Raw genomic sequence first — 21,695 nt, 5'->3', positions numbered from 1 at the left:
GCCATAGGGATAGCGTATCCGCACGTTAACTCAGGCGTTAACGAAATACACCCTACTAAATGAAGTAGAAGAAATCCGCGCTGGTAAAGCGAAAACTTACTCTCTAGAGGAAGTGAAGGCGGAACTTGGTCTGGAAGATTGAGCTAAGCGCCCGTGCTTCATCTAGCTGGCATGGAAACTCGAGCTTAACTCATGTTGTGGGCTAGGGTTAAGAGGTGCAAATCGAGTATCAAAACCACCTGGAACCGGGGCAGACAGAAATCCTGGTGCGTGAACTTTTGAAAACTGCTTTTGGGCCCGAAGAGTTGGGGGAGCCGGAAGATTTAATCGCTCAGCTGCAGGCGGGGCAGTTCCAGACTTTTTCTGCTTGGGAGGGCACGCGCCCGCTAGGGGCAGCGATAGCATGGTCGGCAACCAGCGAAGTTACTTTGCTGAGTTGGCTGGCGGTCAGTCCCCGCACTCGCGGTCATGGGGTGGGCTCTAAACTTTTCCGTCAAGCGATTTACGCTCTGGAATCTAGTAATAATCCCCTGTTGATTCTGGGAGAAATTGAGGATCCGCAGCTCCACGCGTCCTCGGAAGACAGAGGGGATCCGCAGCGGCGTTGGGCTTTCTACCAGCGCCTGGGAGCTAAACACCTGGACTTTCCTTTCGTGATGCCGCGCCTGAGTGCGAACGTGCCGGTGGGGGAGGATATGTGGCTTCTCAGTTTTGGAGGACGCGCTCATGCCGGGATCGCGGCTAGTACCGGCAGGATTGCGGGGCAAGGCTTGGGTCGTCCTCTAGAAAAATTCTTGAAAACCTACCTAGCAGATAGCGGCGAAATCCGGAACGCAGACGGAAAATATCGCGCCGAGATTGAAAAAATGCTGGCAGCCGCCGCCAAGCTAGATTAACTTCAGAACTCGGCTAGCTAGGGAGCAGATTGTTTGTCCCGCCAATTTTCCCTGCAGAATGCGGTGAGGACGCGCCCTCGCGAATAGAAATTTTCAGAATTCCGGTAACAATAGGTATAAATCTGGGAGAATAAAACCATGTTTTCCCCTGATTTTCATGCATTAGGTTTCGATTTTCCCGAGTGGGAGGATCTGGCTGACGCGATAATTGACACCGGAGTGGTGGGCGTATCGGATGTTGACCCATTCATGTTTGTGGGTCTTTATAAAGATGAGAGCGAAGCCGGGGTCGGGATCTTCCGTTACGAGGACGATCCTCCGTTTACGACCCCATCATTAAAGGGGATGGGGGGACGCATAGTCAGGGCATATCAGATTCAGCCCTCGCTGGCATTGCTCGATATCTACGATGATAACGGGAATGGTAGTCCTACTTGGCGCTTGTTGGCTGCAGTAGATGACCCTCATTGTTACCCGCTGCGCCCGTTCGGTACTGAGGGTGAATTTGCTGAGTATGATGATTATCGTCTCTCCGGGGCGGCGATTGAGGTTTCCATTTACCCGAATGAGGAAGCATGGAAAAAAGACCAAACTCCTATTCAAGTTGATAACCCTCCAGTCCCTGGTATGCCGAATGAAATCTATATTGGTCCTAGATTTGTTACTAGTCCTTGGCTGTTCGCCTTGGCCAGCGGAGATAATCAACCAGAAGAAGCTAATCCCTCCGCAATGTTTAAGGGAGTTGTTGAAAAGGCGGAACTCAGGACTAACAGTCTTACCGGGCAAAAGTGGTGGCGGTGTGAGGTGGATTGCGGCTTTCCAATTGCCATAGCCTTGCCTGAGGACATTAATCTAGCTCCGACGCCTGGCAGCGTTATCGATGGAAATGTGTTCCTGCTTGGTTCCAGCGGCTTTTGGGATTGATAGGCGCATTGAAGAGTGCGGATAGGAATTATCGCCCGGATTAGGGCACACAGCGAGGAGCGTGTACGAAGCTGATTCTCGGTTGAGCTGCCAGTTTCCCGGCTTGCGCAATCGACCGCGACACCATCATAGGATTAACAATTCCGCGCGTTAGCCGGCAGTGTTGGCTCTTGAAAAAGCTAGCTAAACGTGAGGAAACGCACATAAATACAATCTTCATATCTTATTTGAAGTCGGATACCATGGTTTCGGAAACGTTTCCGGCGATGCCGCCGCCTACGCCTTGGTCGAGGAGGACCAGTGAAATCAAGAATTAGTAGAAGTTTTTTGGGATTTTTTATCGCCTTTCTGCTGGTAATAGCAGGTAGTGTTACTCCTTTAGCTCACGCTGGTCCTAATAGCCAGGTAATGTACCTGAACTTCAAACCGGATCCAACCGTTCAAAACCCCTTAACTGTTTACCGAGTAGAGTACTGGGCTGATGGGCAGGCAAAGCAAAGTCAAAAGTTCTCCGCCCAGCAACCGGAAGGCTATATAAACACAAATATCTTGGCGCCAGGCGATCCCCTGAACTTCCGGGTCTACCGCACTGACACCACTTCCTTACAGCCAGGGCAGAGCGAAAATCGAGTCTGGGAATCCGCCGTGTATACTGGCGCGAAACCGGGGAACTCCGTTTTCACCAGGTGGGATGCTCGTAGTTTCAGCTATAACCAGGACGGACTGGAACCCGCAGCAGACGGCAAATTAAAGGTGAGTTTTACCCCCGATCCCAATGTACCCGCATCGGAATATAACCTGTGGGTGTGGACCGAGGGGTCTGGTGGTTACTCCGTGGCTTTCACCGGAAAGGATGGGGCAGGCAACCTAACCGCCGAAGTCACCGTTCCGGCTCCGAATGAAAAAGTAAACCTAATTGTGCGTCGCTCTACTGCGACAAACGACTGGGCGTGGCAAACCTCTGACTTGAAAGATATCCCAGTTCCGGGCGGGATCGATATAAAAACCGATGGCAGCTACCAGCTGAAACCCGCCGAAAATCCCCCTGCCCTCCCTACCGAAGTCACTGTCACTGTTCACTACCTGCGCTCCGACAATAAATATGACAACTGGAATGTGTGGACTTGGCTTCCGGAAACGGAAGGAAAGCAAGCGGATTTCGATGGAAACCATACCGCCACCCTTACTCATAAAGACCCAAATGGGATTGAAAAAGTTGGTCTGATTGTGCGCCGTTCGGAACCCGGAAATGAATGGGCAGAGAAAAACACTCCCGACGACCTCTTTGTTACCAAGTTCCCCCAGGGGAAGGCGGAAATCTGGATTGTGCAGGGTGACCCCAAAATTTACTATTCGGAAGCAGATATTCCCAAACCGACTCCTAACAGTAACTGTGCGAAGCTACATACCGCGGATTTTAATAAGAAATATTTTTACGAGGGCGAGTTAGGGGCGATTTACTCCCCGAAAAAAACCACCTTTAGGGTATGGGCGCCCACTGCCCAAACAGTCGAATTCGTTAACTATTCCGAGAACGGAAAAGTCACTGCCATGACCAAAGGGGAAAAAGGAACCTGGGAGATTACGCTCGACGGTGACCAAAAGGGAAAGCAGTATCGCTACCGCCTCCATTTCGCGGGCGACAAGGTTAACGAAGCTATCGATCCCTACGCCCGGGCGGTTACCGCCAACGGTACGCACGCCGTGGTGATTGACCCCGATAAAACCGTACCCAGCAACTGGGATGGCAAACGGATGCCCGCATTTACCTCGATGAAGGACGCGATTATTTACGAGGCACACGTACGCGATTTAACCATCGGCCCGGATAACGGCATCACCAACAAGGGCAAATTCTTGGGGCTCACCGAGGCGGGTACCAAAACTAAGGAGGGGAATCTATCTGGCCTGGATTATCTAAAATCTTTGGGCGTCACCCATGTGCAGTTATTACCGATTTTTGATTTCGGGTCTGTAGATGAACTCGGTGACCTTTCCTATAACGCCCAATACAACTGGGGATATGATCCCCAAAACTATAATGTTCCCGAAGGGTCTTACGCAACCAAACCGGCGGATCCGACCTCACGCATCCTGGAACTAAAGTCAATGGTAGAAACCATGCATGCGAACGATATGCGGGTAATTATGGATGTGGTTTATAACCATGTCTACAATCCGGAAACCTCTCCGTTGCAGCAAACTGTCCCTGACTACTATTTCCGGATGGATGCGAACTGCAAGTTCCAAGACGGAACCGGAGTTGGCAATGAAACCGCCTCGGAACAACTGATGATGCGCAAATACATTGTTGATTCGGTTACCTATTGGGCAAAGCACTACGATATTGACGGTTTCCGTTTCGATCTTATGGGTATCCATGACGTGGAAACCATGAAAGCGGTGCGGGAAGCCCTAAATAAGATTGATCCCTCAATTGTGATTCTGGGCGAAGGCTGGAAGATGGGTAATCATCCTAGTGGGGTAGCGGCGGCTAACCAGGAAAACGCGAAACAGATGCCTGGAATTTCGTTCTTCAATGACCAGTATCGTGACACCGTAAAGGGCGATAACTTCGAGTTGAACCACACCGGATTTATTAGTGGTGCGAACCAGCCCCAACGCTCTTGGGATTTGTTGAACAATATCAAGGGCGCCCAATATGTGCGTAACTATCTGGGGCCAGACCAATCCGTGGTCTACAACGAAGCCCATGATAACTACACCATGTTCGATAAATTGAAAGGCAGTTTGCCGGCAGATACCCCCGATAGCGAAGTAGCTCAGCGGCACGCCCTCGGTACCGGCACCCAGTACCTGGCCAATGGCGCGGTATTTATCCACGCGGGGCAGGAATTCTTGCGCACCAAAGCGGGGGATCACAACTCTTATAAGTCCCCCGACTCGGTTAATGTTTTCGACTATGACCGGGCTCAGCAATATGAAAAGGAAGTAAAGTTCTTCCGGGATTTAAACAAGTTCCGTAAGCAATATGATTTTATGCGCCAGGGCAGTTACGACGCTGTAAACCAGAAGTACACGCATGAAATTATTGCTGGTGAAGAGAGCATCGCTACTAATCATGTGGGTTATACCGTCAAGGGTGCGTTCCCGCTAAAGACTAAGAGTGGTAAAGACAGCGCCGATGCGTTCGCATACGTGAATGCAGACAAACTAGCTTGGGAGGCTCCTTTGCCAGCCGGGGAATACGAGGTGATGATTAAGGGATTGGATGTTTACCAAAAACCGGTAACCCTCACTTCAAACGGTAAAGTTACGGTACCTCCTTTAAGTATTTTATTGGTGAGGGAGGCGCCGGCGCCCGAGCCGGAACCGGAGCCAGACCCGGGTATAAACCCGCAGCCGAATCCGCAGGGACCTGCTTCTGGTCCGACGAAACCGACGCACAAACCCTCTGGAAAGGTTAAGGGTTCTGTGCAAGATCGTAGCGTAGACCACCTGGCAACCACTGGTGCAGGAGTACCCGAGATGGTATTTATTTCGCTGCTGCTCGGGGCTTCGGGAGTTGTGTTGGTTTTCCGTGCTCGCAAACGCGGGTAGGCTAGCGCGGTCTTAACCTGCTATTTCGCTTTACGTTTTGCGAGGAAGAACGGGGATGAGTTCAGCGTGATTTTCGTGTGAGTACCGCCCCTCGCCCTCCGGAAAATAATAAGTTTTTCTGTAGGACGCGGGCGGGCTAGGCTGGTTTATAAAGAAAGTTAGTTCTCCTTTTGGGATTGGGGTGAAGCATGGGGGAGCCATCCTTACAGGTGTGTTCGCCGATTCCTGGGCGGCTAGTGGGGCTGCGGCAGGTACCAGACTTAGTGTTCTCCGGCATGATTGTGGGTGCCGGGATTGCGGTGCGTCCACTCCCCGGAGCCAAAAAACTGACGGCAGTAGCGCCCATTTCCGGGAGACTAATAAAGCTGTTCCCGCACGCTTTCATGATTGCCAACGGAGAACAAACAGTACTGGTACATCTGGGGATTGACACGGTAAAGATGCGGGGGGACGGTTTCACCTGCCACGCCCTCGAAAATGAAATGGTTAAAGCCGGAGAGCCCATCACTACTTTCTCGGTTAAACAAATTGAAAAAGCGCGTTACTCGCCGATTTGCCCGGTGGTGGTACTGGATTCGACTCCCTCTGATCTGGAAAATCTCCGCCCGGAAGGTAATCAGGTTGAAGTCGGGGATTTGTTGTTCGAAATCAGCGCCGCTCCTGCCGGCGATCCCAGCGAATGGTGACATTCGCGCCCTAGTTTTCTAAGCTAGCGGCTCGTGCGGGCGCTAACCGGCGGTGAGGTCCGTAGACAGAGAGTGGGGCGGATTCCTTTGGAATCCGCCCCACTTTTGTTCCCCATCTCAAGCAAATAAGGAGATATCAAACGATCAACGCTCAATCCTTATTGCTGTTATCAATCATAAGACATTTGTCTGAAAAATAATATAAATGAACCTGAAAGTTAGCTTTACGTTTGGTAAAAGATGTAGCTAGTGGGATGTTATAAAGATTTTCCGTTGTTTTCCAAAGAAAATTCGGGAACCTAATCCCCTAGAAAACGAAGAGACTGGCCGCCCTTGATTAGCTTATGTTCTAACCGCAGGAGCCACACGAGTAACCCAGGCAACTACTTGATCCCGCAAGAAATCCACCTTCTCCGCATCCGGGTAAGTGCTGTCCGGTTTGCGGTAGGTAGCGGGTAGCTCCCCATACAAACTGAGCTTATCTAGGAATAACAGCTCGCAATTGGGAGGAAGTAACGACTGCGGATCATCAACCAGTGGGGCAAACCATTGCGAGGCGAGCGTCTGGGGATCAACCACAAATAAGGTCGGGAGGGCGATATCGTGCAGTAATTTTTCGGTGTCGACCATGGTTAGTTCCCCCAAAGTCTGTTTCCCGATCACAAAATATGGTCGCGAAGCCCCCTGGTCATTAGGGATCCGAGTATGTCCCACCCGCTCTAACTCAGCTAGTTGCGAGGGCGAAAATACGTCCTCCCAGGAAACCTCCGCCGGGCCTAAAATCGGTGCCGTAAGCACCAGTGCCTGTACCTTGTCGGGGACCGCACGCAAAGCTACCAAGGCTCCGGAGCCATCGGCATGCAAGATTATCCGTTCGAAGCCTCGTTCAGAGAGCCAACCGCAGGCCGCCTTTAAATCCTCAATCTGGTTTTCTAAATGGATCACATCATCCGCACTTTCCCCGCAGCCGGAAAAATCCAGTTGCAAAGTGGCGTAACCAGCGCTGCGATAAGATTTTGCGAAAACATCGAACCATCCCAGCCCGTGGCGGTCAAGCAAGAAAGAATGCGCAAACACCACCGCGCATTTACTGGAATCCACCGGCACTACAAAGTCGGCTGCCAAGGTGATGCCTCGGGAAGTGTCGATACTAATCTTGCTCATGTATCCACCGTAAACCGCGAAACATAAAATATGTTGTGAAAAAATACGGAAATTGCTTAAGGATAGTTCTCAACTTGCTGCAACTTTCCTCATCATGCACGTGCGATAGAATGAGGAACGCTTATTCTTATCGATTTGAAAGGTGTTAGCCGTGGGAAAGAAACTCCTAACCGTGCTCGGCATCGGCGCTGGTATTGCCCTGGTTCGCCGCGAAGTGCGAGAGAACCCAGAGGGCGGGGTAGCAAAAACCGTTAACGCGGTGACTTCCAATCCGCAGGTACGCAAAGCGGGGGAGGCCACCAAGAAAAAGGCTTCCGAGATTTTCCGCCGCCAAGGCGAAGCCGTCACCGACAAGATTGCGGACGCGGTCAAAGAACGCATCTTCGGAGTAGCGCCCTCCAGCAAATCTAATCCCGAGTTCGTAGATGTCGAAATCGAAGAAATAACTGTTGAAGGACCGGATTCACGTCTCTAAAATGGCTGACTCAGCTAATAAACACGCAGCTGTTGATGGCTCTCAGGTACCTGCTGTTTCCAGGAAACAGGTGCGGCGTTGGAGAAAATATCTCGCGGAAGAACGCCTGGAGGCCGACACCTATCGTTACCTGGCGCGCCGGCGTAGTGGCGATGAGCGGGAAGTGCTCCAAGAGTTATCAATCGCCGAAGAACGTCACGAACAGTATTGGTTAAATCTCCTGGGTGAGGACGCGCTGCCCACCCCGCGGGCAAGCCTACGTTCACGGCTACTTAACTTTTTCACGCGCATTTTCGGAACTATCTTTATGTTGGCGATGATGCAACGAGCAGAACAGCGGCATGATTACGAGGCAGACCTGGATGTTCCCAAGGAAATTGTGGCGGATGAAAAAATTCATTCCGAGGTGGTGCGCGGTCTGGCTGCCCGCCAACGCGCCACTATTTCTGGCAGTTTCCGGGCTGCCGTTTTCGGGGTAAACGATGGTCTGGTCTCTACCTGCGCCCTCATCCTGGGGATTTTTGGTACCGGAGTTTCTAAAACCACCATTATCGTTACTGGACTAGCGGGCTTACTGTCCGGCGCCCTCTCCATGGGAGCCGGGGAATACGTTTCGGTACGTTCTCAAACTGAACTGTTGGCTTCATCTTCCCCAGACCCCGAGTCTGAACACGCCATCGATAAGCTCAATATGAACCAAAATGAACTGTCGCTAGTGTTTCGGGCGCGGGGAGACGATGCCGCGACCGCTGACCGTAAGGCGGCTGCCGCCTTTGCCAAAATTAAGACCGGTGGACACGCCTATCTAGAATCGGGTAACCGGGAATATGAAGAAATCGGTACCGGCATGAAAGCCGCTATTTCTTCATTCACTTTCTTCGCTATTGGAGCCTTCGTCCCGCTATTCCCATTCCTTTTACCGCTTTCACCCCTGCAAGGTGCGATAGGCGCGGTGATTCTAGTAGGGGTAGCGCTAGTTATCGTAGGCGGAATTGTGGGGTTGCTTTCGGGGGTAAATCCGGCTCCCAAAGCGCTGCGACAACTGCTGATCGGCTATGGGGCGGCGGGAGCCACCTACCTGTTGGGATTAGCTATCGGCACCCAGCTCTAAACTTCCAGCTATGCATGGCTAGAGGTCGTCCTTCTTGCCGGAGTTTCGTTACCGCCCTTTGTAGGCGTCCCGTTAATCACTGCCAGAGGTGTTTTTATCTTTAGTGACCGGATTAGTGTCTTTTGAATCCTGCGGTTTGGTATCACGCAAACGCAAAAGCTGCCGAAACTGGCGGGGAGTTAGATTGATGCTCAAATCAAGTGCCTCGGGAAGTACCCATCCTCGCCACTGTGCCAAAAGTACAAAAATCAGCGCCGCAATAATGGAGAGCGCCATCCCCAGTACCGGCATATTTAGTTTGAAAAATACCACCATGATTACTGCCGAGGTGGCAGCGGGGGTGGCATACAAATTAGCGCCCCCAAAAATCTTGGGAATCTTTCCCACCATCACGTCCCGGATAATACTTCCTCCCACCGCAGTAGTTAGTCCCATCATCATCGCAGGTAACACCCCTAGTCCCAGGGCGAGGGTTTTTTGGGCGCCGGTAGCGGCCCAACACCCCAGGCAGAGGGCGTCGGCCACGGTTATCATCCGGTTGGTCCATTTTGATTCCAGGCGCCAAAAGAACGCCACGGTGGCTCCCAAGAGGGCGCCTCCTAAATAAAAAGGATCGGTAAAGGCAACCGGAATCTGTTGTAGTAGCACGTCCCGGGTCATCCCGCCGCCCAGCGCGGAGATAACCGCCAGGGTGGCGAACCCGACTGCATCAAAACGGCGCTCACGAGCGAGTTTCGCGCCAATTACCGCAGCACAAAACACTCCGGTCACATCGACTGCCCGGAACCAGATTTCAATAACTTCAGGGGCTAAGGAACTTGTGGGCATACCCCTATCTTTCTATCTTTCACCCCATTTTTTCCACTAACGGATTTATCTCCGCCCCAGCTTTCCCTCCATTTTGAGGTACGCAGATGTGCATAAGAGGGCTTTTATCGGGGTTTGGGCAGGGCAGTGAGCAGGCGCGATGGTGGTGGGAAAGAGAGTGTGCGAAAAACTTATTACCGCAGGGGGAGATTTTATCCGAGCAGGCGCGGTGGGCATAAGAATTCGGAAAATGCTTTGGAATTTTCCGAATTCTTGGGCGGGAGGAGCACGTCCGGGTCGCGGCCGGTAAAAGATACGAACGGGGCTTGAGCTGAGCTTTGCGAAGCTCACGGGGTCCCCGGAGTGCTTTTACCGAGCCAGACCCGGACACGGTCTGCTTTTACCGAGCCAGACCTCGATCCGACTCCGGATTGATTACGGCATCAATTTTGCGCTTGGAAGGTAGTCCTGCTAGGAGCAATATCCCAGCTAGTGACAAAATGGTATAGAACCAGAACAGGCGAGTGAATCCTTCATTTAGCCCCATTTGGAACGCGGTCTCTATCTGGTCACGGTGGGACTCGATATCTTTAAGATATTGTTCCTGCATCTTATCGATGCCGGGAGGAACCATCCCCATTTTGGCTTTCATTTTCTCTTCCTGCTGCGCGAACATATATTTCGCAACTTCTTTAGTGCGATCTACCACGTTGGTTACATCAGCGGTTTTAATTTTATTTTGCAGAGAAGCAGGCATATCGGACATCTTGAATCCCATATCGGATTTCGCCATGGGGGTGGCGGCTTTCCCAGTTGGCGTTTCTGCTGGGGCTTTTGCCTGGCTACTTGGGGGCATGGTCTGTCCGTTAACTGCGGCTTCGGGCGGCATAGTTTCCCCGTTACCTGGGGTTTGTGGGGGCATCGTCTGGCCTCCCTCGCCCATATTTTCCGGCATTCCTTCCCGGCTGCCTTGAGCCTGCGGAGACATTCCCTGGGGCATACTTCCGTTAGGGTCGGGTGCCGGAGCAGTCATAGCGGGCATCGCTGGCATTTCCATGGTGGGCATGGCGTCCATGACTTTGCCCGATAGTCCTCCCATGGCGGTGGCAAGTAACCCGACCAGTATCGCGGGAGCCAAAGTGGTACCCAGTGAGCGGATCAGCGAGAGTGTCGCCTGTCCGGAGTTGGCGTCAGTTTCTGGAATCAGGTGCAAGATTAGGTAGGTTAAAGGCGCCCCCATCAGGAATCCTAGCCCCAGACCCATTACGAAAATCGAAACCGAATTCGATAGGTATCCCGGGTAGGGGCTCGCCCAATAAATCAACATGAACCCGGAAATGGTAGAAATCAGCACCCCAATCCCTAGCACGAAGCGAGGACCAAAACGGTCGGTTAGCCGTCCGCTTAATGGAGCCCCGATGGCCGAGGCCAAGCCGATAATAATCGTGGGATAGCCGCCTCGTCCAGAGGGTAGCCGCATACAGTTTTCCGCGAATTGCGGGATGAACATGACGGTCATCATCAAAATGCCGGATACGGCAGCGAACAACAAAGTAGTTCCCACGTTGATAGTAGCGAAGTATTTAAAATCGATGAGAGGGTCATCGGCGCGCACTTCCGCTACCCAAAATGCTGGCAGCATGATCAGGAAAATAAGTAAACCTACCCATACGTTGGGGTCTCCCAGGGATTCGCCGATCTTGGTGAAGTCTAGGTTTTGGAATGCCCACAACAGGGCGGTAATCATCACTACTAGGATAAATACCCCTGGTAAATCTAGTTTGCGCGCGGAATTCTCATTTTCTTGCGGGAGCGCCCAAATTCCGAGGGCGACCACGATTACCGCAATCGGAACGTTAATGTAGAAGATCCATTGCCAGTTTTCCTGTCCGGCGATATCCAAAATGAGAGAACCAGCAGAGCCGCCGAACACTGAGGCAACGCCATAAACCATGCCTACCAGTCCTAAGGCCATGCCGCGCTTAGGGGGAGGAACAATGGTGCCGACTGCAGCGGTTGCTACTGGCACCATCCCGCCGCCTCCGATGGCTTGGATGGCGCGGGAAGCTAGTAACAGTCCTAGGGAAGAGAAATCTTGCGCTAGCCCGCATCCCAGGGAACCGAGCCCAAATAGCCCAATCGCCAGTACATATACCGGTTTACGGCCAATAATGTCCGCAATTTTTCCGATTACTGGAATCGCTGCCGCATAGGCGAGGGTGTAAATAGTGAAAACCCAAACCCCAACCTTATCGCCTACTCCCAGCCCATTTTGAATCACGGTACGCGCCGGGTTCACAATCCCCATATCGAGGGCGCCCATCCCGATGCCTGCTAAATAGAGGACGAGGACGAGTTTCCACCGCTTAGGGGCAGTAAAATCGCTGGGGGCGTGGTTATTTACTGTCGGAGATACTCCGGATTTCTTTGATTCTTTCGCTTCCTCTTTATTTGAAGCGCCAAGTAGATCGCTCATTTTTGATCCTTAATTAGCCGTGGTTTTCTGGCGATAGTCTTAGGCTTTAAGGTCGTGGGAGGTGTCTAGGGATTCCACGAAGTCCTGGAGCATTTCGGTAAAAGTTTTCAGTTCTTTTTGCGTGCGCGCGGCAAACAATCCATTAAGTCCCGCTTCCATGGGGGCGGTGAAGCCATGCCCGATTTGTCCGCCAAGCTCTGAGATCCGCAGTATGGTTTTTCGGCGGTCGGTCTCATTAGTTTCCCGGTTTACGTATCCTAAATCGATGAGGCGATCGGTGAGATAACTAACCGCTGCCCGGGTGATGTGTAGTTGTTCTGCTAATTCCGAGGGGGACAGGGGGGTGCCACTTAGTTCTGCCTGCCAGATTTGCAGCAAGGCTTCTCCATCCTTCCCGTGCAATCCCAATTTTGAGGAATACCGGTTGACCAGGTCAGTTGAGGCAAAAACTAATCTGTGTAGTTCGTAAAGGAGCTGGTCTAATAGCTGCTTGCGCTCGTTGGTCGGGTTCGAAGTGTTATCCATATAGTTAAGTATATTAACAATTAAGAAACTTAAGCAACTGGTATTTAAAATTACCTACCCCGCGAAGCGGGCTAACCAGCGGGGAGGGGCTGCGCGGGGCAGGACGCTGCCACTGTCGCCATCGCCCGCTTTTCCTCCGGAGTAACCCACAGCTTCCACTTTTGTTTAATCGCGGTCTGCAAAGCCACGTATTGACAATGAAATCCCTGGTTAGGGGGCAGCCAACTGGCGGCATCCTTATCTTGTTTATCTTGATTCGCCGGACCATCAACCGCCAGCAGATTTAAGGGGTCGTTGGCGAACTGTTCACGAGCTTTAGCATCCCACCTGCTGGCTCCGGTTTTCCAGGCATTAGAGAGGGCGACTACATGGTCAATCTGAATCTTGCTGGAGGTGTCTGCCCCTTTACGAAATCGTTGGAAACGCCCAGTATATGGCTCTGTGAATTCTCCAGATAGCACCACGCAATCATGAGTTCCCGCCTTGGTCTGCACCTGGGACAAGTCGCGCCGTAAAATATCGTTTCTGGTGTCACAACCATTGCGATCAACATCTGCCCAACGGATACCGAATTGAGAACGCTGATAGGGGGAGGCGCTTTCCCACTCGCCCTCGGGCAGGCTGGCGACTGCTTTTACCAAATCGGTCTGCACCGATTCGGAGAGAATCTGATCCGCACTTTTCCCCCAATTGGGTAACCCCACTTTGGGGGCTCCTTTTTGGGAAAGTCCCGCTAAATCCGGACCGATTCCAGGGATAAAAGCCCATGCCAGCAAACCAATAATAAATCCCGCAATAATGCGGGTACCCCAGGAAAAGTCCTTCCCAGAACGCCTGCGTCTGCCTAACCGGTAATACCCCATAGCTCCATTGTGGCAACTTTTAGGCGCTTTCCTAATTGGCAGTCCCGCTGCCGGAAGTATTTGCTTTTATCTCCCGCGGTGCACAATAGAAGTATGTTCACGCTTTCCCAGGCACGCGCCCTCGCCCCTGAGCTTCCGGCGGCGAGAATCTTGCCGAAACTGGAAAGCGCCCTCGAAACCGCGGGGAAAGTAATTGTTTCCGCTGAGCCGGGGTCAGGGAAAACCACTTTGGTTCCTCCGATTTGCTGGGCGTTAGAGGATGCGCGGGCGAAAAATAACTCCCCGGCAGCGGGGGTAATAGTGACCGAGCCGCGCCGGATTGCCGCCCGGGCTGCTGCCAGTTACCTGCAGACACTGCTACCTAATAATGAGGATAACCTGGCAGCTAAAGTCGCATTTTCTATCCGGGGGGAATCCACTCGCAGCCGCGATACTCGCCTAGATTTTGTGACTGCCGGCCTGTTTTTGCGGCAACTGCTGACGGATCCGGAAATCTCGGGTATTGGTACGGTGATTATCGACGAGGTTCACGAAAGGTCTTTGGATACCGATATTTTATTAGCTCTGCTCTGCGAGGTGCGTCAGTTACGCCCGGAGCTGCGAATAGTCGTGATGTCGGCGACTTTAGATAGTGAACTGTTCCGCAAGGTTTTAGGGGAAGATACCCCCGTTTTAGAGGCAGAGGGCAAACTTTTTCCTCTGCAAGAAGTGTTCGCGCCGCCGCCAGCGCGGGTGCGGCGGATTAGTGAGCGGGGAACTTCCCTAGAGCTCCGCGACTATTTGGCTGATTTGGCGTTAAAACATCGCATACAGGCTGATACTTTAGTGTTTGCGCCCGCAATCGCGGACGTAGAGGCAATTGCCTCCGCATTGCGTTTGCGTGCTAGTTATCCGGAGCGAATCATGACTCTGCACGGACAGCTATCTCCCCGCGAGCAGGCAAAAGTGCTGTCCCAGGGTGCCTCTTCCGCCAGTGAGGACGCCCTTAAGCCCGGGGAGGGCAGGATAATTGTTGCCACTTCGGTGGCAGAATCGGCACTGACAGTTCCCGGGGTTCGCCAGGTGATTGACAGTGGATTATCGCGGGTTCCCAGTCGCCGTCTGCGTGGAAATGCCGGGGGATTGAGCACCTTGAGTTGCTCGCGAGCCGCGGCAACTCAACGCGGGGGACGTGCCGCGCGCCTGGGACCTGGATATGTGATTCGCGGCTATGACCAGCAAACTTATGCGCGTATGGAACCCGATACGCAGCCAGAAATCCTGCGGAGTGACCTTGCCCAGACCTATTTGCAACTGGCGGATTGGGGGCAAACCGATCTGGAAGTTCTGGTACTGCCTACCGCCCCTCCGCCTGCTGCCTGGCAGCAGGCGGAGAAGGATTTGCAGGCACTCGGCGCTTTAGATAATGATTGCCGGATTACCGCTTTTGGACGCCAATTGGTACAAATTCCAGCCCATCCCCGCCTGGCACGCGCCTTGATTTTGGGGGCGCGTCTGGTGGGTGAGCGCCGTGCCGCCCAGGTAGTGGCGGCTTTACAAGTGGATTTACGTAGTTCAGACGGTGATTTATGGGCTGCGATTCGCCGCGCGGAACGTCAAGGAGATAGAACTTATCGCACTGAGCGTAGCCGCTTTGAAAAATTGGCGCGGCGTTATCAAGGTATCGATACTGGTAGCGAGAACTTTATGTCGTTGTTATCTGCTAGGGGTGGGCAGCTAGGGCAAGGCAGCGCGAATAGCCAAGCTGCAAGTTCACCAGCTAATTTGCAAAAACTTGCAGGCGATTTAAGCGTTGGATTAGTGGTGGCGATGGCATTTCCCGATCAAATAGGGCGTCTAACCAGTAAGGACGGGGTATATCAGCTTTCTGGGTCGGGAGCGGCTCGCCTAGACAATGACAGTTCTTTATCCACCAGTAAATGGCTGGCGATTGCAGAAATTGGGGTGCGTAAAGGCGGTGACGACCTGATTCGTTTAGCCGCGCCCCTCACCGAGAAACTGGCGTTAGAGCTGGGAAGTCATCTAAAACAAGAAAAACATTTTGAAGAGTACCGGGATGGAAAAATCAGCGCTTGGCAGCAACGGTGTCTAGGAGAAATCCCTCTGCAGCGGCAAAAAGCGAAAATCCGAGAACCTGAGCGCGTCCTCGAAGCCGAGTATCAGCGGGTGGGGCTAGATTTTCTGACTTGGAACCCTAAAGCCACTCGCTTACGCGCCCGTTTGCGCTGGGCGGCGCGCTATTTGCCCAATGTCCCTGCAGTTAGTGACCAGGATTTACATGATAATCCCCGCTTCTGGCAGGTGTTGATCAGTTATTTTGCAGCAGGAAAAAACGCTGCAAATGCCCCGGTAACGACCTGGTTGGAGGGGATACTCGACTATGAAACTCGGCGTACCTTGGAACAAGAGGCACCCAGCGAATTTTTACTTCCTTCCGGCCGGCGCGGCGCTATTAGCTATCCCGACGATATCACCAGCGGCCCGCCTCGGGTGCAGGCGAAACTACAAGAATTCTTTGGGATGCAATCCGCGCCAAAAATCCTGGGAGGACAAGTCGACCTGGCGATGGAGATGCTGTCACCGGCAGGTCGCCCGCTGGCGTTAGTGACCGACTTAGATCACTTCTGGGATGAAGTCTATCCGCAGGTACGAGCGGAAATGCGGGGCAGGTACCGCAAGCATCCTTGGCCGGAAGATCCCCGCGCCGCCCTCGCCACTGCCGCCACCAACCGCCAACTCCGCTCCCGGTAACTAAGGGGTTGTACCTGGGAAGCAGGGGAAAGATTTTACCTCCCGACCCGATATTAAGGGCGAGGATTACTTTTGTCTCCCGCCCAAAGAACTTGGGCAATACCCAAGGTATTACCCAAGTTCTTACGCCCGCCTAACCTGATCGACAAAAGTAATCCTCACCCTTACCGGCTTGGTGGGGAATATCCGGGCAGCATGGCAACCGGTTGGATTCTCGCGGAACAGGCGCGGGGTTGGGGCTAGGTTTTATCCGAGCAGGCGCGGTGGGCATAAGAATCCGGTAAATACCAAAGGTATTTACCGGATTCTTGGGCGGGAGGAAAAACCTAGCCCCCAACGCTTGCAGCGGGCGGGAGACAAAAGTAATCTCCGCCCTTGCGGTATAAGGGTTAGAGCCGACTACGAGAGGGCGGCGCCTACTACCTCTTGCGCTTCGGAAATCACTTGATCAACGTGCTGGTCGCCCTGGAAGGATTCCGCGTAAATCTTGTAGATATCTTCGGTACCCGAGGGGCGAGCCGCAAACCAGGCGTCCTTAGTGACTACTTTCAGTCCACCGATTTCAGCGTCATTACCGGGGGCGCGCACCAGTTTGTCGGTAATCTCTTCCCCGGCAAGTTTCTCGGCGGTTACGTCCTCGGAAGAAAGTTTCTTGAGTTTAGCTTTCTGCTCCGGGGTGGCGGCGGCCTCGAAACGCTTATAACTGGAAGCCCCGAAACGTTCCACCTGCTGTTTATGCAGCTGCGAGGGAGAAGTTCCGGTTACCGCCAGGATTTCGGAAGCTAGTAGCGCCAAAATAATGCCGTCTTTATCGGTTGTCCAGACAGACCCATCTTTGCGTAAGAAAGAGGCACCGGCGGATTCCTCGCCCCCGAAACCGATAGTTCCGGAGAGTAATCCCGGCACGAAATACTTAAAGCCCACTGGTACTTCCACCAGCTTGCGTCCCATGTTGGCAACAACCCGGTCGATTAGCGAGGAGGAAACCAAGGTCTTCCCGACTCCGCAACTCTCGCCCCATTCCGGCCGGTGGGTGTACAGGTATTCGATGGCGACTGCCAGGTAATGGTTGGGGTTCATTAGTCCATCCGGGGTGACAATCCCGTGGCGATCCGAATCTGCATCGTTACCGGTAGCAATATCGAAAGGCGTAACCCCGTCCTCGTCCGGTGCCATCTTTTCCCGTAGCGAAGCCATTGCATAAGGGGAGGAGCAGTCCATGCGGATCTTTCCATCCCAATCCAAGGTCATGAAGCTGAAGGCGGGATCCACATCCGGGTTAACTACCGTCAGGTTCAGGTCGTGACGCTCAGCAATCATCCCCCAATAGTCCACGGAAGCTCCACCTAAGGGATCTGCGCCGATGCGTACTCCCGCAGAGCGAATCGCATCCAAGTCGATAACGCTGGGCAGCGCATCCACGTATTCATGCAGATAATCATGGGGGTGGACACAGTCGGCGCGAGTTAAATCCGCTAGCGTAGAGCGCGGAACATTGCGCCAGCCGTCCTGGAGAATCTGGTTAGCGCGATCGGCGATCCAGCCGGTAGCGTCCACGTCTGCAGGGCCGCCGGTAGGGGGATTGTATTTGAAGCCGCCGTCGCGTGGCGGGTTATGTGACGGGGTGATTACAATTCCGTCAGCCACATCCGCGCCCGAGGTGCGCACTTTGCCAGGCGCCCCATTTGCCTGCAGAATCGCTAAGGATACTGCCGGGGTGGGTACATAGGAGTTGCGGGAATCGATCCGCACGTCCACTCCATTAGCTACCAGCACTTCCAGGGCGCTGCGGTGAGCAGGCTCCGAAAGGGCGTGGGTGTCACGCCCCATAAATAGCGGCCCGCTAATCCCCTGGTTGCGGCGGTATTCCACAATTGCCTGGGTGATGGCCACGATATGGGCTTCGTTAAATGCGTGGTCGAAGGCGCTGCCGCGGTGTCCCGAGGTGCCGAAACTGACCCGTTGGCTTGGCTCGGCGGGGTCTGGCTCCAGGTCATAGTAGGCGGCTAGGAGGTCATCGACATTGATTAAATCTTCTGGTTTGGCTTTTTGCCCGGCTCTTTCAAACATGTATCCAGTCTTTCACTTATTTAGCTTTTTGTCTGCGAAAAGCACCAGGTTTTATCAGTGTAAAATGCCAGGTAAATTGAGGGCATGAATCGCTTTGACGAGGTAATGCGCCGCGCTATGGATTTGGCAACCTGTGCACAAAAGCAGGCAGATGTGCCGGTGGGGGCGCTTTTGCTCGCTCCCCGCGCCGAAAATTTGGCGTCAATTAGCGTCCGGCGTGCTGATATTTTTACCGGCGAGGGTGCGCTGGCTTCCCCGGGCGAGGGCGCGCCCACTTCCGAGAGTGATTCCCCTCCCTACCTGGGAGACTGGGAAATCATTGGGCGCGGCTTTAACCAGCGGGAAACCTATCCTTTTGATCCCACGGCTCACGCAGAGATTATGGCTTTGCGACAAGGAGCGCGCCGCCTGGGCACTTGGCGGCTCACCGGCACCACCTTGGTGGTCAACCTGGAGCCTTGCACTATGTGTGCCGGTGCCCTGGTGAATGCCCGGGTTTCGCGGGTAGTGTTCGGCGCCTGGGACGCCAAGGCAGGCGCAGCGGGCTCTGTCCGTGATGTCCTGCGCGATAGCCGCCTAAATCACCGTATTGAAGTAATCGGTGGGGTACTAGAGCAGGAATGTTCCGCGCAACTAAAGGACTTCTTTGCTCGCCGCCGCTAGAAGGTTACATCTTCACGTCCCCCAATCCCTGATTGTTAGCGTCTTTGCCCGCTGGCACCAAGGCGTTTAGCCACCCACGGCAAAGTTACTGTCCTCAGCCTGCCCTTTCGCCGGGAGTTTTCTACCGCGTCTCCTGCGTCCCCTCCGGCAGGTATGGCTCTCGGTGCGACGTCCGCCGCGCCCCGTCACGTTCGCGCCCTGCACTTGCTGCACTCCCTCCTCGAAAATTCCAAATTCCGGCAAACAGGCAGATAACTCTCCGGCAAACAGGAAGATAGAACAAATGAAAATGAGGCTTATCAGCTTAAATGACTTTCCTCTAAAGCCACGCTAACGGGCGGAAAAGAAGTTTAGGATTCCTTGGGCGAGGACGGCGTCGTACTGCTAGGGGAGGGCGCATTTGCCAGGGCTCTAGTAGTTTTTGAGGGCGGCGCAACTCTATTTTCTAAAGACTGCCATTCAATTGAAACTTTTAGTACGCTCACGCAGGTGTGCTCTTGTGTCTGGGACTTAGGTCGACTATAGTGGCTATTGTAAGGACAATTCAGTTAATCAAAGGGGATGCCTACAACCTGGCATGACCGGCGATAAGGTCAGCAACATTCTGAGGAGAAACTGACAATGGTAAAACAGTTGCAGCATTGGATTAACGGTGAATACGCACAGGGGAAACCTGCTGGACACATCGATATTGAAGATCCAGCGCTAGGAGAGGTCGTAGCTACGGTTCCGTCCGCATCTAGTGAAGATTTGGATCACGCAGTAGAGATTGCCAAAAAAGCGCAAAAAGAGTGGGCGAAACTTTCGCTCGCAAAACGCGTAGACATCATGTTCAAGATGCGCCACCTGGTTTTGGAAAACCAAGACAAGATGGCAAGGCTCATCGTCCAGGAGCACGGCAAGAACTACTCGGACGCGATTGGCGAGATTCAGCGCGGACGGGAAACCCTCGACTATGCCTGCGGGATTAACGCCAATATGAAGGGCGAATATTCCTACCAGATTTCGACTGGTGTTGATATTTACACCGTGCGGCAGCCGGTGGGAGTAGTAGCGGGGATTTGCCCGTTCAACTTCCCGGCAATGGTGCCCATGTGGATGCACCCCTTGGCTATCGCTACTGGTAATGCCATTATTATTAAGCCCGCGTCCTCCACTCCTTCCGCTGCCCTCTTTACCGGCGAACTCTACAAGCAAGCGGGGCTACCGGACGGGATTTACCAGGTATTGACTGGTAACCGTAACCTGGTTACCTCCATCTTGGAGCATCCGGGAATCGATGCGATTTCCTTTGTGGGATCCACTCCGGTTGCACATATTGTGCAGAACACCGGGGTTGCTCACGGCAAACGGGTACAGGCGCTGGGCGGGGCAAACAACCACGCCATCGTGATGCCGGATGCAGATATCGATTTCGCCGCCAAGCATATTTCGGCAGCGGCTTTCGGAGCGGCGGGTGAACGCTGTATGGCGTTGCCGGTGGTAGTAGCCGTAGGAAGCGCTGGTGAAAAACTAGCCGAGAAAGTCAAAGCCCACGCTGACCAGATTCACGTGAATCAAGGCATGGTTGAAGGCTGCGAGATGGGACCGGTGATTGACAAGAAAGCGCAGGAACGCATCGAAGGTCTGATTACTGACGCTGAAGAACGCGGTGCGACTATTGTGCGTGATGGACGCGGATTCCGACCGGAAGGTTACCCCAACGGCTACTTCGTAGGGCCCACCATTATCGATAACTGCCCCAAAGATGCGCCCGCCTACTACGAGGAAATCTTCGGTCCGGTGCTGGTAATTACCCGCGCCGAAACTTATGAAGAAGCCATCGAAATCGTTAACTCCTCTCCCTTTGGTAACGGCTCTGCTATCTTCACCAATGACGGCGGGGTAGCGCGCAAGTTCACCCTCGATGTTGAGGCCGGCATGGTGGGCGTTAACGTCCCGATTCCGACTCCGGTTGCCTACTACTCCTTCGGTGGCTGGAAAGACTCGCTACTTGGGGACACTCATATCCACGGCCCCGAGGGCGTGAAGTTCTACACCAAGGCCAAAGCGATTACTACCCGCTGGCCGAGCGAATCCGGACACTATGAAGCCACTATGAGCTTCCAGCGCGAGGAAGGCTAAAGGTAGCTAAAGGAACTAGAGGTTCAAGAACATTTGGTGCAGGCGCGGGTCGCCGGTCAGTTCGGGGTGGAAAGTAACTCCGATTTGACCTCCGGCTCGCGCCCCCACAATTAGCCCATTTACTCGTCCGAGTTCTTCTACTCCCGGCCCCACCTCGCTAATGCGAGGAGCGCGAATAAAGGTCATCGGTAGATCTTTCATTCCTGCAAAGTCAGCGCGGGCGTTAAAGGAACCGAGTTGGCGTCCATAGGCATTGCGTTCCACGGTAACGTCCAAGGTTCCGAGTGCCGTGCGATCCACGTCGCGTTTACCCATAATCTGCTTGGCCAGCAAGATTAGTCCAGCGCAGGTTCCCAGAACCGGCATCCCGGCGGTAATCATATCCCGTAGCCGATCCGCCATCCCCAGTTCAATCAGCAGTTTTGATTGCACCGTGGATTCTCCGCCCGGTAATACCAGGCGGTTAAATCCGCTGCGCAAGTCTGCTGCTTCGCGCAGTTCGACTACCTGAGCCCCCACTGCCTGCAGGCACTGTTCATGCTCAATGAAGGCACCTTGAACTGCGAGTACGCCAACTTTTTCCATCTGATTACGCTGAC

16 protein-coding genes are annotated in these 21,695 nt (G+C 53.5%); 9 read left to right on the top strand and 7 right to left on the bottom strand.

All coding sequences use genetic code 11. The annotated features are described in order from the left end of the window. Positions 1 to 215 precede the first annotated feature (215 nt). The 4 genes from KO216_RS08280 (at position 216) to KO216_RS08265 (ending at position 6,067) form a co-directional block, all read left to right on the top strand. Positions 216 to 896 carry a GNAT family N-acetyltransferase gene (locus KO216_RS08280; RefSeq protein ID WP_215523740.1) on the top strand — a complete coding sequence of 227 codons (681 nt, stop codon included), beginning with the start codon at positions 216 to 218 and terminating at the stop codon, positions 894 to 896. Positions 897 to 1,034: 138 nt separating this feature from the next. Next, a complete protein-coding gene (locus KO216_RS08275; protein WP_215523739.1) occupies positions 1,035 to 1,820 on the top strand; it encodes a hypothetical protein in 786 nt (261 codons plus the stop codon). 327 nt (positions 1,821 to 2,147) lie between these two features. After that, positions 2,148 to 5,381: a type I pullulanase gene (gene pulA / locus KO216_RS08270; RefSeq protein ID WP_309547304.1), complete on the top strand. Its 3,234-nt coding sequence runs from the start codon at positions 2,148 to 2,150 to the stop codon at positions 5,379 to 5,381. Between the two features lie 188 nt (positions 5,382 to 5,569). Further along, positions 5,570 to 6,067, top strand: a complete 498-nt coding sequence (locus KO216_RS08265) for a PTS sugar transporter subunit IIA (protein ID WP_215523737.1) — start codon at positions 5,570 to 5,572, stop codon at positions 6,065 to 6,067. Positions 6,068 to 6,409: 342 nt separating this feature from the next. Here the strand turns inward: KO216_RS08265 and KO216_RS08260 are convergent, their stop codons facing one another. Continuing rightward, positions 6,410 to 7,231: an alpha/beta hydrolase gene (locus KO216_RS08260; protein WP_215523736.1), complete on the bottom strand. Its 822-nt coding sequence runs from the start codon at positions 7,229 to 7,231 to the stop codon at positions 6,410 to 6,412. A gap of 151 nt (positions 7,232 to 7,382) precedes the next feature. Between KO216_RS08260 and KO216_RS08255 the strand changes: the two genes are divergently transcribed. Both KO216_RS08255 and KO216_RS08250 read left to right on the top strand, forming a co-directional pair. Then, on the top strand, positions 7,383 to 7,706 hold the full coding sequence (locus KO216_RS08255; protein WP_071129918.1) for a hypothetical protein: 324 nt from the start codon (positions 7,383 to 7,385) through the stop codon (positions 7,704 to 7,706). Then, on the top strand, positions 7,681 to 8,817 hold the full coding sequence (locus KO216_RS08250; protein ID WP_309547303.1) for a VIT1/CCC1 transporter family protein: 1,137 nt from the start codon (positions 7,681 to 7,683) through the stop codon (positions 8,815 to 8,817). Before KO216_RS08255 ends, KO216_RS08250 begins: the two co-directional genes overlap by 26 nt. A gap of 72 nt (positions 8,818 to 8,889) precedes the next feature. Here the strand turns inward: KO216_RS08250 and KO216_RS08245 are convergent, their stop codons facing one another. The 4 genes from KO216_RS08245 to KO216_RS08230 form a co-directional block, all read right to left on the bottom strand. Beyond that, complete coding sequence (locus KO216_RS08245; RefSeq protein WP_215523735.1) at positions 8,890 to 9,645, bottom strand: trimeric intracellular cation channel family protein; 756 nt, start codon at positions 9,643 to 9,645, stop codon at positions 8,890 to 8,892. A gap of 379 nt (positions 9,646 to 10,024) precedes the next feature. Further along, positions 10,025 to 12,100, bottom strand: coding sequence for an MFS transporter (locus tag KO216_RS08240; RefSeq protein WP_215523734.1), 2,076 nt, complete (start codon positions 12,098 to 12,100; stop codon positions 10,025 to 10,027). Positions 12,101 to 12,139: 39 nt separating this feature from the next. After that, a complete protein-coding gene (locus tag KO216_RS08235; protein WP_215523733.1) occupies positions 12,140 to 12,625 on the bottom strand; it encodes a MarR family winged helix-turn-helix transcriptional regulator in 486 nt (161 codons plus the stop codon). A 71-nt stretch (positions 12,626 to 12,696) separates the two neighbouring features. Continuing rightward, positions 12,697 to 13,488, bottom strand: a complete 792-nt coding sequence (locus KO216_RS08230) for an HNH endonuclease family protein (RefSeq protein ID WP_215523732.1) — start codon at positions 13,486 to 13,488, stop codon at positions 12,697 to 12,699. Between the two features lie 93 nt (positions 13,489 to 13,581). Here KO216_RS08230 and hrpB point away from each other — a divergent pair, with 93 nt between their 5' ends. Then, on the top strand, positions 13,582 to 16,239 hold the full coding sequence (hrpB, locus tag KO216_RS08225) for an ATP-dependent helicase HrpB (RefSeq protein WP_215523731.1): 2,658 nt from the start codon (positions 13,582 to 13,584) through the stop codon (positions 16,237 to 16,239). Positions 16,240 to 16,638: 399 nt separating this feature from the next. Here hrpB and pgm read toward each other — a convergent pair whose 3' ends face one another. Continuing rightward, on the bottom strand, positions 16,639 to 18,309 hold the full coding sequence (pgm, locus tag KO216_RS08220) for a phosphoglucomutase (alpha-D-glucose-1,6-bisphosphate-dependent) (protein WP_215523730.1): 1,671 nt from the start codon (positions 18,307 to 18,309) through the stop codon (positions 16,639 to 16,641). Between the two features lie 84 nt (positions 18,310 to 18,393). Here pgm and tadA point away from each other — a divergent pair, with 84 nt between their 5' ends. Together tadA and KO216_RS08210 are read left to right on the top strand one after the other, a co-directional pair. Continuing rightward, entirely contained in the window at positions 18,394 to 18,972 is a 579-nt protein-coding gene (tadA, locus tag KO216_RS08215; protein WP_251452009.1) for a tRNA adenosine(34) deaminase TadA, read from the top strand. 621 nt (positions 18,973 to 19,593) lie between these two features. After that, positions 19,594 to 21,096: a CoA-acylating methylmalonate-semialdehyde dehydrogenase gene (locus tag KO216_RS08210; RefSeq protein ID WP_215523729.1), complete on the top strand. Its 1,503-nt coding sequence runs from the start codon at positions 19,594 to 19,596 to the stop codon at positions 21,094 to 21,096. A gap of 15 nt (positions 21,097 to 21,111) precedes the next feature. Here KO216_RS08210 and pdxT read toward each other — a convergent pair whose 3' ends face one another. Then, positions 21,112 to 21,681 (bottom strand): pyridoxal 5'-phosphate synthase glutaminase subunit PdxT, encoded by a 570-nt coding sequence (gene pdxT / locus KO216_RS08205; RefSeq protein WP_215523728.1) that lies wholly within the window; start codon positions 21,679 to 21,681, stop codon positions 21,112 to 21,114. Positions 21,682 to 21,695: the final 14 nt, after the last annotated feature.

Origin of the sequence: Varibaculum prostatecancerukia, from assembly GCF_943169825.2 — a bacterium.
Classification (GTDB): domain Bacteria; phylum Actinomycetota; class Actinomycetes; order Actinomycetales; family Actinomycetaceae; genus Varibaculum; species Varibaculum prostatecancerukia.
The sequence above is the reverse complement of the archived record's forward strand: the minus strand, read 5'-3'. Positions and strand labels throughout refer to the sequence as shown.